The sequence below is a fragment of the Pseudomonas sp. B611 genome (assembly GCF_055407965.1).
The window spans coordinates 50,051-63,860 of the sequence record NZ_JBUZST010000025.1; the positions used below are offsets into that span (position 1 = coordinate 50,051).

Genomic DNA, 13,810 nt, shown 5'->3' on the forward strand with positions numbered 1-13,810 from the left:
AGTGGCATTTTTTGTCTTAAGGTAGATCGCGTAGCTGTTCTTCAGAATAATCTTCAGAGCGTTGACGACAGCCATCGCTGTGCATTCCTCAAGAATAGAATGTGTCGGAAGGGTGGCGTCATTGGTGTTAGTCATCGCTTAGGATTTCTCAATCTGGCTTACACGGGCGCCTGTACCGATATCCCCGCGGATGGCGACGTATCGATGTTGAATTCCTCGCCAGACGAAGTGCAATGAGCTGCGGCTATAGGCTTGCGCAGCCTTAGATAGCCGGCCGTCGCAGGCGCGCCGGTTGGCCGGGATCTTCTTCTGCCCGTCAGGTGTCCGGTCGGAACTCCAGCACGAACGCTACGACCTTTTCGGCGGACATTTCGCACGGCTTCAACAATGTCCTATCTGATGTAACGCGGAAGAGGTTGAAGCTGACAATGTCAGTCCCGTCCAACTCCCTGGCGAACAGACTGTTGCGACGTCCGTCCCCAGATCGCCGGACGATCAAGCTGAAACGCCGGCCTTCATAAGTCCCTTCTCTGTATCCCTCCGCAAGCTTCGCGAAAGCGGCATCGAACTCGGAATGCTCCATGTCATCCATCCTTATTGATAGAACAGAGGCGCGGCGGGTGCGAGACCGCCAGTGCCGGGTCGCGCTAAGGTGCCGGGCAGATTCCTGCAGCCGACGAGGCCCGGGGTGGGCAGGATAATTGAGATGTCGGCGCCCGCATGGCTATCAGCGAAGTCGTCCGTCCAGTCTGCTAGGCAACGTCCACGCCTTTCCAGAAAGCGATGTAATCCCGGATACCCTCGGCATCCGGAGTGGGGGCGGGATAGGTCCAAGCGGCGTTCACGTTGAGCGCGTCACCCGCGCGAACATGAAAGAAGCGCGCGGCGCCTTTGATCGGACAGACAGATGTGTGCGGGCTCATCTCAAGCAGGCTCAGGTCGACTCCTGACGGTGGGAAGTAGTGATTTCCCTCGACGATGACTGTTTCGTCGCTTGTGGCGATAGTAGTGTCTTTCCAGATGGCTGAGACCAACGGACTCTCCTTTTGTATTCATCAACCGGCGAAGGCTCGCGGGCTGGCTGCCCCAAGCCGCACCTCCTCAGGTGGCAGGCGGGTTGCGCCCGAGAAGTTTGTCGAGCTCGCCTCTGACATCGAGCGCGAATAGCTCATCGGAGCCACCGATAAGGGTGCCATTGATGAAGATCTGCGGCACGGAGCTTCGCCCCGACGCTTCCGCCATGGCCTGCCGGTGAGCCGGATCCGCCTCAATATCGAGCTCCTTCCATCGCACGCCCTTTTCCTTGAGGAGCGCCTTCGCTCGGCGGCAGAACGGGCACCAATTCGTGGTGTACAGCAATACATCAGTTGTCATATTGCATCTCCGGCAGTTGCACGCGGATCGCTGTCATGGCGTTGATCTCCAATTCGCGGCGTTCAAAGATGGCGACTGCACCTTGGCCGACATCGGAGCAGATGCTGACGATTGGCCGCTATCCAGGCGACATGGCCCAAAGTGCTTTCACCGCCAGGCAGAGGCCGCACGCGCCTCCTGTAGCGCCGAGCCGATGCTCTAAGGTAACCGAGCCTCGATTGGGACGGAAGCGGTCCCGCTCGAATCGCCCATCATGCTGGTCGAGCATATCAGGACGACGGATAGTGCAGGAACTTTCAAATTGAGCTTGATGTCGAGCCAGGTATCGCGAGCGAAGGCGTTCTAGAGGCCGGGGGGTACGAAGACTGTGTTCGGCAAAACGGTTCACGTTGATCGCCAAAGCTTCCCAGGGCGCACGTCTACGATCGGCGCGACGTGAGATAGCTCGCGCCGCTAGCCCCCGTAGCGCTCCGTCTTGATGATGGAGGCGTCCAAGCCCGCCAGCAGCGCGCTATCGGTTGCGATGTTGACGAATCCGTTAGACCCGCAGACGAACACTTGCGTCGGCTTTCCCTGAAGCCTGGTTAGAATTTCTTGGACCATCATGCCGTCGATCCGTCGCGCAAAGTCCGATGCGCGAACCGGTTTCTCGCGCGTAATCGCGAGCGCCAGGACGAACGCCGGATCGCTGATTTCGATGCAATGAAGTTCTTCTGAGAAGAGAACGTCCTCGGCGGTTCGTGCGGACAGGAGCAACGCTGTCGGAACGGCTTGGGCCAATGCGCGGCGCTGCCGGATCATTGCCATCAACGGCACGAGGCCGGAGCCTCCCCCGATCAACAGAACCGGATCTATGGCAGGCTCAGGCCAAAGGAAATGGCCACCGAGCGGACCGCGAACTTCGATTTCGTCACCAATCGCCGCGATGTCGTGAAAAAACGGCGAAACTTCGGCATCCGGCATGCGCTCGATAGCTATCTCGACGATCGGGGTCGAAACTGCCGATGACGCGATCGAGTAGCTGCGCATTGCACTGTAGCCGTCGGGCGCGGTCAGCCGGATATCGACGTGCTGACCTGCGGTGTGCGCGAACGGCTTGCTCAACCGAAGGAAGAAGCTCTTGATACTCGGTGTTTGCTGGATGATGTCGTCGATCACGCATGATTGCCACGAACGGACTTGCGCTTCGTTTTCAGTCATGGGTGTATCGTTGTTCGCGCCACGGATCGCCGTAGATGTGATAGCCGTGCAGCTCCCAAAAGCCGGCCTCGTCACGCGTCGTGAATTGCAGCGCATTCACCCATTTGGCGGATTTCCAGAAGTAAAGGTGCGGCACTAGAAGACGCGCCGGCCCCCCATGATCGCGGGAAAGTGGCTTGCCCGCATAACTGAGGGCGACCATCGCTTTCCCGGAAAGCAGATCCGTCAGAGGGACGTTTGTCGAATAATTATCGTAGCAGTGCGCCAAGACGAAATCGGTAGGCCGATCAAGCTCTGCATCTGCAAGGATGTCTTCAATGAGTACACCCTCCCAAACGGTATCCAGTTTGGACCAAGAGGTGACGCAGTGAATATCCTTTGTCACCTGGGTCTTTGGTAGAGTGTTGAATTCGCCCCAATTCCACGTTTTGACGGGCTTCGGACCAATTTTGACTGTGAATTTCCAGTCGGAGGGCTCTACCCTCGGCGTAGGGCCGGCCGACAGAACAGGGAAATCCTCCACCAGATGCTGACCTGGCGGAATCCGATCGGACTGGTCGCCTGAACCGCGACCGGTGAAACCTCTGGTGACCATAGTGACCCCTCTTGCTCGATACGGCAGACCGAAGCCGGCCTTCATTTCAGTACTCTGCGTAAAGCATTTGCCCGCACATCCGCCGAATAAGCCAATCGACTAAAAATCAGATACAGATGCTCTATCATCGTAAAAAATCGCGTATCGAACATAGCGTCAGGCCAGCATGATTCCCAATACCCAATGGCTATAGGGTAGATAACCCCAAGGCTGCGTACGCTGATCTGCGGTATGCGGAGCGGAAGTTGCAGGTTCGCTCTCAAACGGATGGGCAGCGTGCAAAGCTCAAGGCTCACCAGCGCATGGTTGCCCAGTTCGCGCTCGCCGGCAGCTTGAGTATATTAAGGACGAAATGTCGATCTGATCTATTCTGGCTTCAGGAAATAGGGAAAATAAGGTCGGACGTTCGCGCACCGTCGCGACGCGCGATCATCCACTAAGCTTCTGTATCGGGGTTGGAGGATCAGATGAACGAGATCGAACGACAAGCGCCTGAGCTGCGGGTGCAAAAATGGATTGGCAAAGATGGGGAAAGTATCGCGCCGTTCAAACTGTCAGATATCGGGCCCGGCCCGAAAATCTTGTTTGCCTTCCAGCATTGGTGCCAAGGTTGCCATTTGCATGGGTTTCCGACGCTACAAAAGTTGCATGCAGCGTTGAGCTCAAAAGACGTGGGGTTCGCAGTGATCCAGACTGTCTTCGAAGGAACGCATGAGAATACCTTCGAGAAGTTGCGCGTGAACCAGCTCAAGTATGAGCTTCCTATCGTTTTCGGTCACGACGAGCAACCGACCGGCTCGCCGTTTCCAACCTTCATGGAAGACTACCGCACACGAGGAACTCCGTGGTTTACGGTTATCGACGCTGGCGGTAGCATTGTTTTCTCGGACTTCCATCTCGACGCGGAGCGACTAGTGAAGCAACTTGAGCAAGGTTAATCGTTGGAAGGTGGGCAATCATCCTGATTGCCACCCATCCCCTGATGCCCACTACAGGCGTTGCGCGCTGTAACTCTGTTGATCAGCGTGCGAAAACCCGGATCCGGATAGGAGGAGCGTCAACGATTGAATCAATCCGTTGGGAGAGGGCGGCTCCGCTCCGTCAGCTCGGCAATAGATAACCCATTCTCGCCGAGCAACTCTCTGATCCGATCGACGATATGAGCCCCTAGCGCCGCTGTCTTGGTCCCCCCCACAGATTCCCAAGATGCGAGTTCACACGCCGATACCTCGTGGTCAGCGCCGAAGTGCTTCTGTCGGTATGTCACCGCCGCCCTTCAATGATAAAGGCGCGGTAACGGGAACCGGCAAAGCGTTGAGCAGCGATGGTTTGGTAGGCGGGACTGTCATACCAGTCGCGAGCGGCCTGCATCGTCGGGAAACGCAAGATTACGGCCCCTTCGATGGGCGGCCCCTCCAAATGCTGGATCGCGCCATAAGCGGCGAGAAAGGTAACGTCGTGACCATCGAACGATGGTCCGACGCCTGCAGAATAGGTTGCGAGTGCATGTGGGTCGCTGGTTTCTTCCCGCGTAAAGACGACGAACGCTTCCATCATTAGGCCTCTCAAAGGTTGGATCTGTTGGCCATTACCACCGGTGATGGCCTCACAGTCGTCAGGCTGGCAACTGGAACCCGATTTTCATGAGTGCCTCGACGCACGCATCCTGATCCTGCTGATAGTTGCCTCCGGAGATGCCTATGCCGCCGATCAACTTCCCATCCTCCAGAATCGGATAACCGCCGCCGACAGCGACCATCCGAGGGCGATAGGCTAGCGGCGCCACTTTTGGATCGTTGGTCACATAGTCGTTCCAGACATGGGTCGGGAACCCAAACGAGGCGGAACTCCAGGCCTTGTCGATGGCAACATCGACGGTAAGGAACGGCGCATCGTCGGTGCGCTCGAACGCGCGCAGGTTACCGGTGGCGTCGACGACGGCGACGGCAGCCGGGATGCCGATGGCACGGGCCGCAGCGAGCGCCGCGTCGATGAGGGCGACTGCGGTTTCGCGGTTGATCGAGGCGGTGGCAATAGATTTGGTCATGGGATTCTCATCGCTGGGGCATAACCCGTTCGGCTTTTTGAGGTTGGACAAGATGTTTGGCGATCGCGGTCGTTAGAAGCCTTCGAGGACGATCTTGCCTTTAGCCGCGCCACTTTCGATCAGTGCATGCACCGTCTTCAGATTGGCGGCATTGATCGGCGACAGTCGCCGGGTCAGCGTCGTGCGGATTTTGCCGTCGTCAACCAGCGCTGCCATCGCATCCAGAATCTCGCCCTGCTCATTCATGTCGGGCGTGCCGTAGATCGACCGCGTGAACATCAGCTCGTGGTGGATCGACACCGCCTTGCGCTTGAAAACCATGATATCGAATGCCTTGGGATCGTCGATCAGTCCGAACCGTCCTTGTGGGGCGATCAGTTCGGCGATGTCGGCGACATGTTGCTCGGTATGTGTGGTCGAAAAGACGAAAGCGGGAGCACCGATGCCGAGTTCGGCGATCTGTGGCGCGAGCGGACGAGAATGGTCGATGACGTGGTGAGCTCCAAGCCCTCTTACCCACTCTTGGGTTTCCGGTCGAGAGGCTGTGGCGATGACGGTGAGGTCCGTGCGCTGTCGCGCGATCTGGACGGCGATCGACCCAACCCCGCCCGCGCCACCGATGATGAGGATCGCCTCCGCCGCACCGGGTACGGGCTTCGCCACGTCCAGGCGGTCGAACATCGCCTCCCAGGCCGTCAACGTCGTCAGCGGCAGCGCCGCCGCTTCCGCCCAGGAGAGCGACGCAGGTTTGTGACCGACAATCCGGGCGTCGACGAGATGGAACTCCGCATTGGTACCGGGCCGTGTGATCGATCCGGCATAATAGACCTCGTCGCCTAACTCGAACTGCGTGACGTCGGGGCCGACCTCGCGCACAATCCCGGCGGCATCCCATCCCAGCACCTTCCAATCGCCATCTGCCGGCGGCGTGCTGTTGCGGACCTTGTAGTCGACCGGGTTGACCGAGACGGCCTTCACCTCAACCAGGATATCGTATCCTGCAGCGACAGGCCGAGGCAGATTGATGTCGACCAGCGCGGCATCCGCGGCGATGGGTCCCGGAACCTTGTAACCAATGGCTTTCATAAATGTCTCCAGCTTGCTTGATCGGATGACGCGAATGCTCGTTAGTCAACTTCTTCTACATTGAGGTCCCGACTCTTGAACTGGGTCGCGGTAGCAGATTTCATCGAACACGTCGATCAACAGGCCCTTATGCTCGGTCGCCGGATCGGTGATCGCGTAGAGGGTGGAGGCGTTATCGCCATCATCACCGCTTCCGAGGCGAAACGCCGCGTCGACGCAGATGCCGCACGGACCGATGGTTGATCCTGGCTCGAGATCGACGAGATTGCTGTCCTTGACGCGCTATTCGCGGTCTTAGCCCTTGGCGATGAAGGACTGAACTGCTTGTAGAGCGTCGGTCAGCTGCTATGTCATGGACGCACCTTCATCTTGAGTTGGATTGGACAAGCTTCCGTATAAGGCCCGCTGTAACCGTCAGATGACGGCGAAGAAAACGATGGGCAGTATTCACAGCCACTTAGCCTTCTTGAAGCGCACAAATAGGAAAACGCACGATATCGCTATCACTCCGAGCACGACAAAGTATCCGTAGGCCGTGTCCAGCTCCGGCATGTGCTTAAAGTTCATGCCGTATATTCCAGCGATCGCCGTCGGGACTGCCAGTATTGCCGCCCAAGCCGCCAGCTGGCGGGTGATCACCCCCGTCCTTTGCGCTTCAAGAAGGCTGCTGGCCTCAAAGACCGTGGACAGGACAAGCAGGAGGCCGTCGACCATGGACTGCACGCGGTGGACATGGTCCGCGACGTCGTGGAAATATGGTGTCATTTCGGCGCTGATGCAGGGAAAGTGGCCGCGAACGAGCTTTCGCACCAGCTCGGCCATAGCCCCGAGCGTGCGCTGGAACCGCGTGAGTTCGGACCTTAGTTCGAAGATTCGCACCACCTCTTCTGGCCCGAGGAAATCGTGCAGCGACCGTCGCTCCATCGCCAGGACGTCGTCCTCGATCATTTCGAAGATGGGCAGATACTGGTCGACCACGCGATGCAAGATCGCGTGCAGCACATAGTCGACACCCTTGCCGAACTGCGTCGGCGATGCCTCGAGTTGCTCCCGAAGTTTGCCCAGCGCTCCGGCATTGCCGTGCCGCACGGTGATAAGGTGATTGTGACCGGTGAAGATCGCCATCTTGCCGTAGCTGATCCGGTCGCCGACCAGCTCGGCGGTCTGCGCGACGACGTACAACTCATCGTTGTAGACCTCGAGCTTGGGCGGGCACAGCGGGTGCATCGCGTTGTCGATCGCCAACGGATGAAGATTATATGTCCTTTGGATCGCGAGTAGTTCCTCGGGGGTGGGTTCGCTAAGCGCGATCCAGCAGAAGCCCGAGCGACTCTCGCCCAACTTGACGTGCTCATCGAGCGCGATTTCGCGAACTCGCTTGCCTTCGTTGTAATAATAGGCGGCGATGATGCTCATGCTGGCCTCGCGGGAATGTGGAGGCCACGCTGGACGGCCGGTCGAGCCAGCCCGCGTCCAAGCCATGCGCGGACGTTCGAAAAGCTGCTGAGGCCAAGGATGTCACCCGCAGCGTAGAATTCCACCAGCGCATTCACCCAGCCGAGCGTCGCGATGTCCGCGATCGAATAGTCGTCGACGATCCAGTCGCGGCCTTCCAGCCGGCGATCCAGAATCCCCAGCAGACGCGTGGATTCGTCGATAAAGCGCTGTTGCGGCCGCTTGTCCTCATAGTCCTTGCCGCCAAATCGCAGGAAGAAGCCGAGCTGACCGAACATCGGCCCGATGGCCGACATCTGAAAGAACACCCACGCTAGGGTCTCGTAACGCTGGCCTGGTTCGGTGGAGATGAACTGACCCGTCTTGTCGGCCAGATAGAGGAGGATCGCACCGGATTCCCATAAGGCGATGGGTCTACCGTCAGGGCCAGCCGGATCGATGATCGCCGGTATGCGTCCGTTCGGGTTCAGCGACACGAACGCCGGATCCTTCGACTCGTTGTTCGAGATGTCGATCAGGTGGGGCTCGTACGCCAGGCCAGTCTCCTCAAGCATGATCGAGACCTTGACGCCATTGGGCGTAGGGGCTGCGTAGAGTTGCAGGCGATCGGGATGAGATGCCGGCCAGCGCTGCGTGATCGGAAAGGACGAGAGGTCTGGCATAAATCTGCGATCCTGGTGTTGCGATGGCGACTGACTGGAACGAGCCGTCACTCTGAAGTAGGGTTCGATGACCGCGTCGCTGAACGACGCGGTCACGAAGATTGCGGACCGGATCGGCGCAGTGGCAACGGCAGTGAAGCCTATTCCGCCGCGGTCCCGGCCGCTGGCTGTACGTCGTCAACCTTTTGGCGCTTCGGAAGCACCCAGCCGGGACGGACGAAGTGGCAGGTGTAGCCGCCCGGGCGCTTCTCCAGATAATCCTGGTGATCGGGCTCGGCCTCCCAGAACTCGCCGACCGGCTGGACCTCGGTCACCACTTTGCCATCCCACAGCCCCGAGGCATCCACATCGGCGATCGTATCCTCGGCGACGCGCTTCTGCTCCTCGTCGACATAATAGATGCCCGACCGGTAGGAGAGCCCACGATCATTGCCCTGGCGGTTCAGCGTCGTCGGATCGTGGATCTGGAAGAAGAATTCCAGGATGTTCCGGTAGCTCGTCACTGTCGGGTCGAAGACAATCTCGATCCCCTCGGCATGCGTGCCGTGATTACGATACGTGGCGTTCGGAATATCGCCGCCCGTGTAACCCACACGGGTCGAGATGATGCCGGGCCGCTTGCGGATCAGATCCTGCATGCCCCAGAAACATCCTCCTGCGAGAACAGCGCGCTGATGCATGTTAAGCCTCCTCTACTTGATCGAGATATTCACCGTATCCCTCGGACTCCATCTCGTCGCGCGGGATGAAGCGAAGGGACGCTGAGTTGATGCAGTACCGCAGACCGCCGCGGTCGGAAGGACCATCGGGGAACACATGGCCGAGATGACTGTCTGCGTGTACTGACCTGACCTCCGTCCGGACCATGCCGTGTGCGCTGTCCCGCACCTCGTTCACGTTTGCCGAAACGATCGGCTTGGTGAAGCTGGGCCAGCCAGTACCCGAATCGAACTTGTCCGTCGAAGCGAACAGTGGCTCTCCCGACACTATGTCGACGTAGATGCCAGGCTCCTTGTTGTCGTTGTACTCGCCCGTGAAGGGCCTTTCGGTGCCCGCCTCCTGGGTAATTCGGTGTTGCTCGGGAGTCAGGTGGTCGATTGCTGTCTGTGACTTTTCAAACTTCATTACAGTCTCCAATACTTATCTAGAGGGCCAGGCACGCTACCGCTAATTTTTTATGTCTCCTGATTTGCTCCTACAATGGTAGTGGGATGGCAAACGAGGTTTTACTAAGTGTTGGAAAATTAGAGATTTAAATTTCGCGTCTATTAGTTCTAGCGCAACTGAGTGGTTAAGCAAGTACGTAATCAGTAAATATTAAAAAAATAACACAAAAGCACGATTATATAATACAGTGTCAGTGTTTTATGATAATCAACAACGCCTGTCAAGGCAATCGCATGAAGCTCACCTGAGACCTAATAGTTCAGCCCGATAATCATCAGAGGTTGCAGCAATCAGCCTTCGTGCCTTGATGCCACCCTTGCGCTTGACCGGATCCAACCGGATCAAATTCAATGTAAGTTGCTTGAGAACGGCCATGTTGTGGGCAGCATGCCCGGTTCGGATCCGCATCTGATCGTCACCAAAAATGACATCCATGCACCAGTGGACGCGGTTCTCCACGCCCCAGTGCGCCCTGATGGCATGTGCGATGCGCTCTGCATCCGGAGCAAGACTGCTGATGTAGTAACGGCGCTCCAGGCTGGTCTGGTTGCCCACAGTCCGCTCGGACTCCAGCATCACGAAAGTGCGCAGTCCTGGCCAGCGTTCTGGCTGTGGCAGGCACTGGAGTTGGTCGAAAACATGGCTGCGACGAACCTCCAGCCGGCCATGGTCCTTCTCGACATGCTCGAAGTGCGCATGGGGTACCCGGGCAGGATCGCCGTCCAAAAAGGTGTCAGCGAAGTCATCGATCGCTTCGGCCAGCTTCGGCTGGTTTCCCTTGATGGCCAGCAGATAGTGCGCCCCGCGATCGAGAATGGCCTGTGCAATGTCCGGCTGGGTACCCATGGCATCGATCGTCACGGTGCAGCCCTCAAGCGCCAGTGTGGCCAGCAGCTCAGGAATGGCGGTCTTCTCGTTGGACTTCTGGGAGGTCGCCCTCTGCCCGAGAATCAGCCCTGAATCAGCCGCAAAAGCGCTGACCAGGTGCAACGGGGCCGTGTTTTTCTTGCCGGAGCGGCGACTGGTCTTGCCGTCTAGGGCAACCACTTGCGGAGAAAGGGCCGGTAGGATCGCCGCAACCCAACAGCGGAAGGCCTGCTCGAACTCCTCTGGATCGATCAGGCTGAATAGCCGTCCAAAGGTGTCGTGTGAGGGAATGCCGTGGGGTAGTTTCAGAATACGGCGGAACCAGTCCAGCCGCTGCTCAGCCCAGAGTTCGATTTCGATGAAGGTGTCAGCGCCGGCAAGCACGCCGCAGATAGCCACGACCAGTGTTTCGACCAGGTCGTGACGAATCTTGCCCTGCTGACGGGGATCATTGATGGCGACCAGAACATCGGAGATTGGTATGTGATGCGACATTGCAGGGCATCCTGAGTAGAGAGGCGCTCAGGATGCCCGCTGGGAAAGGACTCATTCAAATCGGCAGGCGTTCATGCGATTGCCCTGCAACGCCTGTTTAGATGCTGGTAGATGCGAATTTTTTGGCGTACAGTCAAAATTTTCTGATGGTTGCTTAGTGTGTTGGCGCTGATGGAAAATTGACCCACCCTGCCGATTGAAATTTGACCCAGGGCGGATTGCTGATTTTGTTACCAGCAACTGTGGATAAGTCTACCAGCGCAGCTGCTGTTGCCCCCACTCCTTCGCTAGCCCAGTTCAGTTGTTTAAGACCTGCCACACGCAGCCATGTAGCAGGCCGTCGTCGCCATGAAATCAGAACGGCTCATCGTCCTCCGGTTCCTGGCCGCCCTTACGCTTTCGCTCCCGTGATTTGATCTTGGCCTGGGCCGCCAAGCTACTGTGTTGCAGGCGATAGGACTCGTTACCGGTTTCGACGATGTGGCAGTGGTGGGTCAGCCGATCCAGCAGGGCGGTGGTCATCTTGGCGTCGCCGAACACGCTCGACCATTCGGCGAAGCTCAGGTTGGTGGTGATCACCACGCTGGTGTGTTCGTACAGCTTGGATAGCAGGTGAAACAGCAACGCACCGCCGGCCTGGCTGAAGGGCAGATAACCCAGTTCGTCGAGGATGACCAGATCCATGCGCAGCAGAGCTTGGGCGATCCGCCCGGCTTTGCCGTCGTGCTTTTCGCGCTCCAGCAGATTGACCAGATCGACCGTGGAGTAGAAGCGCACGCGCTTGCCGTGCCGGGTGATGCCGGACACGGCCAGCGCAGTGGCCAGGTGGGTTTTACCGGTGCCAGGCCCACCGATCAGCACCACGTTCTGCGCGGTGTCGGTAAAGGCCAGACTGGCCAGTTCGCTGATCAAACGAGCGTCTGCGCTGGAGGCGCTGAAGTCGAAGCCGGCCAGATCGCGGTGCATCGGCAGCTTGGCCATGTTCATCTGGTGGCTCACCGAGCGCATGGCGCGATCTGTGTGCTCTTGTTCCAGCAGGTGTTCGAGCAGCCACTTGGACGAGGCTGTGTTCGACTCACCCTGTGCAGTTAACTCCGCCAAGGCCGTGGCCATGCCGTGCAGGCGCAGCTCCTTGAGTTCCGCCATCAAATCACGCATGACCGACCTCCTCGGCCTGGCCACGCAGGCGGTCGTAGCGCGCCGTGTTAGCGACGGGGGCTTCCTTGAGCGACAAGTGGGTTTCGACGCTGGGTGGTGGTTCGGATGCTGTCAGCCGTGCCACGACATTGAGGATGTGTTCGGCGCTCAGGCTGCCGCTCTCCAGTACCAGCTCAACGGCTACCAGCACGGCATCGAGTCCGGCGACCGGTACGGCAGCCAGGACTTGCGCCATGATCCGGTCACCGCCGGCATGACGCCCCAGACCGTGCTTAAGCTGACGCAGCGGCGCCGGCAGATCAGCAAAGGGCGCGCCGTTGCGCAGCGCACCGGGCTTGCGTTCGATCAGCGGGAGGTAGTGCTGCCAGTCATAGCTGACCTGGTCGCGATCCAGCAAGCGGACATGGCTGGCGATCAGCGCGTCGTCAGCCACCACCTCGATTCGCGTCGGATACAAACGGCTGCTGACCCACTTACCCGCGTACTCACACGGCACCGAGTAGCGGTTGCGCCCGACGCTGACCAGGCAGGTGCTGGAGACCCGCGCAGGCCGCTCGACGTAACCGTCGAATGGCGCTGGCACAGGCATCAGTTCAGCGCGCTCCAACTCCAGCACTTCGGCCACACTCAGCCCGCTGTATTGAGGGTGCGTCAGCTCGTTCCAAAGCGCGCGGCAGCGCTGGCCCAGCCAGGCATTGAGTTCCTCGAAGGAGTGAAACTGGCAGTCCTGGGCGTCTAGCCAGATACGCCTGCGGCTGTCTTGCACGTTCTTTTCAACGATGCCCTTTTCCCAACCAGCGGCGACGTTGCAGAAGTCCGGATCGAACAGGTAATGCGCGCACATCACCGCAAAGCGTGCATTCACCGCCCGGCCTTTGCCCTTATTGACCTTGTCGACGGCCGTCTTCATGTTGTCGTAGATGCCCCGGCGCGGCACGCCGCCCAAGGCGCCGAACGAGCGTGTATGGGCGTCAAATAACATCTCATGGCCCTGGCTCGGATACGCCACAAGCCAGAACGCACGGCTGGCACACAGCTTCAGATGTGCCACCTGCATACGCCGGTAAATGCCGCCGACCAGCAAGCCTTCCTCGCTCCAGTCAAACTGAAACGCCTCGCCAAGAGCAAAGGTCAGCGGCACAAAGGCCTGCGACGCCTTGCCCTGTCCCCCTCGCCAGGCACGGATAAACGCGGTGAGCTGGCTGTAGCCACCGTCATAACCTTCGGCTTTGATTTGCGCCAACAGCGCCTTGGCACTGCGCCGCTGTTGCTTGGGGCGCAGCGAATCGGCTTTTAGCGCCTGCTCTAGCGTGGCGTGAAAAGGGCTGAGTTTGTTAAAGATCGCGCGGCGTTGGTACACCGGCTGCTTGGCCTCAGGTGCTCTGACCCACTTGCGAATCGTGTTGCGCGCCAGCCCGGTGCGCTTGGCTATCTCATGCAGCGACAGCTTGTCGCGGAAATACATCCGCCGAATTTTGCCCATCATTTCCATACTGATCACCCTGTGTTCTCCTGCTCAAAAATTGAGCAGAAGCAGTTGAACACCTGGGTCAGTTTTCAGTCGGCAGAACAGCCTCTACTGGGTCAGTTTTCGGTCAGCGGCAACAGCCAGCTCACCGGCCTGCATTGGCACACCCTCAAAACGCTCGATAAACGACGCCTTCAAGCCGAGGTAGGCAACTTCGATTCAACCGGTGTCCGCCG

The 13,810-nt window shown here is 58.7% G+C and carries 17 protein-coding genes; 2 read left to right on the top strand and 15 right to left on the bottom strand.

The features are described from left to right. Window positions 1-316 precede the first annotated feature (316 nt). The 5 genes from ACZRMO_RS28265 to ACZRMO_RS28285 all read right to left on the bottom strand — a co-directional run bounded on the left by ACZRMO_RS28265 (window position 317) and on the right by ACZRMO_RS28285 (window position 3,214). Complete coding sequence (locus tag ACZRMO_RS28265; protein WP_003464988.1) at window positions 317-583, bottom strand: hypothetical protein; 267 nt, start codon at window positions 581-583, stop codon at window positions 317-319. Between the two features lie 169 nt (window positions 584-752). Further along, a complete protein-coding gene (locus ACZRMO_RS28270; protein ID WP_003464986.1) occupies window positions 753-1,034 on the bottom strand; it encodes a DUF427 domain-containing protein in 282 nt (93 codons plus the stop codon). A gap of 67 nt (window positions 1,035-1,101) precedes the next feature. After that, window positions 1,102-1,374, bottom strand: a complete 273-nt coding sequence (gene grxC / locus ACZRMO_RS28275) for a glutaredoxin 3 (RefSeq protein WP_005005995.1) — start codon at window positions 1,372-1,374, stop codon at window positions 1,102-1,104. A gap of 453 nt (window positions 1,375-1,827) precedes the next feature. After that, complete coding sequence (locus tag ACZRMO_RS28280; RefSeq protein ID WP_002118292.1) at window positions 1,828-2,574, bottom strand: ferredoxin reductase; 747 nt, start codon at window positions 2,572-2,574, stop codon at window positions 1,828-1,830. Next, window positions 2,567-3,214, bottom strand: coding sequence for a sulfite oxidase-like oxidoreductase (locus ACZRMO_RS28285; RefSeq protein ID WP_002118288.1), 648 nt, complete (start codon window positions 3,212-3,214; stop codon window positions 2,567-2,569). The genes ACZRMO_RS28280 and ACZRMO_RS28285 overlap by 8 nt, the downstream gene beginning before the upstream one ends. Before the next feature lie 422 nt (window positions 3,215-3,636). On the opposite strand from ACZRMO_RS28285, the gene ACZRMO_RS28290 reads away from it, so the two are divergent. Then, window positions 3,637-4,107 carry a TlpA family protein disulfide reductase gene (locus tag ACZRMO_RS28290; protein WP_003464979.1) on the top strand — a complete coding sequence of 157 codons (471 nt, stop codon included), beginning with the start codon at window positions 3,637-3,639 and terminating at the stop codon, window positions 4,105-4,107. 325 nt (window positions 4,108-4,432) lie between these two features. Here ACZRMO_RS28290 and ACZRMO_RS28295 read toward each other — a convergent pair whose 3' ends face one another. The 3 genes from ACZRMO_RS28295 to ACZRMO_RS28305 all read right to left on the bottom strand — a co-directional run bounded on the left by ACZRMO_RS28295 (window position 4,433) and on the right by ACZRMO_RS28305 (window position 6,302). Then, window positions 4,433-4,726 carry a DUF1330 domain-containing protein gene (locus ACZRMO_RS28295; protein WP_010591688.1) on the bottom strand — a complete coding sequence of 98 codons (294 nt, stop codon included), beginning with the start codon at window positions 4,724-4,726 and terminating at the stop codon, window positions 4,433-4,435. Between the two features lie 58 nt (window positions 4,727-4,784). Beyond that, window positions 4,785-5,216 (bottom strand): GlcG/HbpS family heme-binding protein, encoded by a 432-nt coding sequence (locus tag ACZRMO_RS28300; protein ID WP_005006001.1) that lies wholly within the window; start codon window positions 5,214-5,216, stop codon window positions 4,785-4,787. A gap of 72 nt (window positions 5,217-5,288) precedes the next feature. Then, window positions 5,289-6,302, bottom strand: coding sequence for a zinc-binding alcohol dehydrogenase family protein (locus ACZRMO_RS28305; RefSeq protein WP_002118279.1), 1,014 nt, complete (start codon window positions 6,300-6,302; stop codon window positions 5,289-5,291). 75 nt (window positions 6,303-6,377) lie between these two features. Here ACZRMO_RS28305 and ACZRMO_RS28310 point away from each other — a divergent pair, with 75 nt between their 5' ends. Continuing rightward, window positions 6,378-6,545, top strand: a complete 168-nt coding sequence (locus tag ACZRMO_RS28310) for a hypothetical protein (protein WP_016487060.1) — start codon at window positions 6,378-6,380, stop codon at window positions 6,543-6,545. A gap of 204 nt (window positions 6,546-6,749) precedes the next feature. On the opposite strand, the gene ACZRMO_RS28315 is transcribed toward ACZRMO_RS28310, so the two are convergent. The 7 genes from ACZRMO_RS28315 to istA all read right to left on the bottom strand — a co-directional run bounded on the left by ACZRMO_RS28315 (window position 6,750) and on the right by istA (window position 13,598). Further along, a complete protein-coding gene (locus ACZRMO_RS28315; RefSeq protein WP_202034891.1) occupies window positions 6,750-7,718 on the bottom strand; it encodes a magnesium and cobalt transport protein CorA in 969 nt (322 codons plus the stop codon). Further along, entirely contained in the window at window positions 7,715-8,419 is a 705-nt protein-coding gene (locus tag ACZRMO_RS28320) for a glutathione S-transferase N-terminal domain-containing protein (RefSeq protein ID WP_003464969.1), read from the bottom strand. Before ACZRMO_RS28320 ends, ACZRMO_RS28315 begins: the two co-directional genes overlap by 4 nt. A gap of 140 nt (window positions 8,420-8,559) precedes the next feature. After that, window positions 8,560-9,099 (bottom strand): peptide-methionine (S)-S-oxide reductase MsrA, encoded by a 540-nt coding sequence (msrA, locus tag ACZRMO_RS28325; protein WP_003464967.1) that lies wholly within the window; start codon window positions 9,097-9,099, stop codon window positions 8,560-8,562. A 1-nt stretch (window position 9,100) separates the two neighbouring features. Beyond that, the gene (gene msrB / locus ACZRMO_RS28330) at window positions 9,101-9,544 is read right to left on the bottom strand and encodes a peptide-methionine (R)-S-oxide reductase MsrB (protein ID WP_003464965.1); all 444 of its coding nucleotides are present in this window, start codon (window positions 9,542-9,544) and stop codon (window positions 9,101-9,103) included. A gap of 282 nt (window positions 9,545-9,826) precedes the next feature. Continuing rightward, complete coding sequence (locus tag ACZRMO_RS28335) at window positions 9,827-10,948, bottom strand: ISAs1-like element ISPa60 family transposase (RefSeq protein WP_076611919.1); 1,122 nt, start codon at window positions 10,946-10,948, stop codon at window positions 9,827-9,829. A 354-nt stretch (window positions 10,949-11,302) separates the two neighbouring features. Continuing rightward, complete coding sequence (istB, locus tag ACZRMO_RS28340; RefSeq protein ID WP_071890699.1) at window positions 11,303-12,106, bottom strand: IS21-like element ISPst3 family helper ATPase IstB; 804 nt, start codon at window positions 12,104-12,106, stop codon at window positions 11,303-11,305. Next, entirely contained in the window at window positions 12,099-13,598 is a 1,500-nt protein-coding gene (gene istA / locus ACZRMO_RS28345; RefSeq protein ID WP_110992713.1) for an IS21-like element ISPst3 family transposase, read from the bottom strand. Before istA ends, istB begins: the two co-directional genes overlap by 8 nt. Between the last annotated feature and the right edge of the window lie 212 nt (window positions 13,599-13,810).